Genomic DNA, 478 nt, shown 5'->3' with positions numbered 1-478 from the left:
GAAAATTCCTTTAAAAAATAAAAAATGTAAAAAATTTACGTGCGGAATATGCGATATAAATCTTGCAAGTTAATTTTATTTTCTTTGTTTCTTGGACATCGCCTGATTATTTTTTTGACTGCTTCCCAATCATAAATTGTCTGCAGTTCTTTTAAACGTTTCCTGCTCAATCCAAGTTCATAACAGCTTGCTTTATAAGTTTCTTCATCAACTCGATTGTTATAGTCTAACACAATTAATAAATTTTCAATGGATTTTTGGACATCGGATTCTGCGTGACTAAACACTTCTTTGACTTTTTCCCGTAAAGATTTGTTTGCATATTCATCGGATAATTTATACAAAGAATCCCCTATTCCCGAAGTCATTTGAATCCCTAACGATGCAGTAGCACCGGCACCTAGAAAAATCACAGTCTCCGGCCATTGAACTACCACTAGGCTAAAGCCGTAGTGGATTCCTAAGTACAGAGTTCTAC

At 34.7% G+C, this 478-nt stretch carries 1 protein-coding gene; it reads right to left on the bottom strand.

Going from position 1 to position 478, the window contains the following annotated elements:
• Positions 1–35: 35 nt before the first annotated feature.
• A partial coding sequence (locus tag LIZ98_RS17690; RefSeq protein ID WP_227140445.1) for a hypothetical protein occupies positions 36–478 on the bottom strand: 443 nt, incomplete at its 5' end.

Origin of the sequence: Caldibacillus sp. 210928-DFI.2.18 (genome assembly GCF_020554505.1) — a bacterium.
In the GTDB taxonomy this organism is placed as follows: domain Bacteria; phylum Bacillota; class Bacilli; order Bacillales; family Caldibacillaceae; genus Caldifermentibacillus; species Caldifermentibacillus hisashii.
Note: the sequence above shows the minus strand (reverse complement) of the source record. Positions and strands in the feature narration are given on the sequence as shown.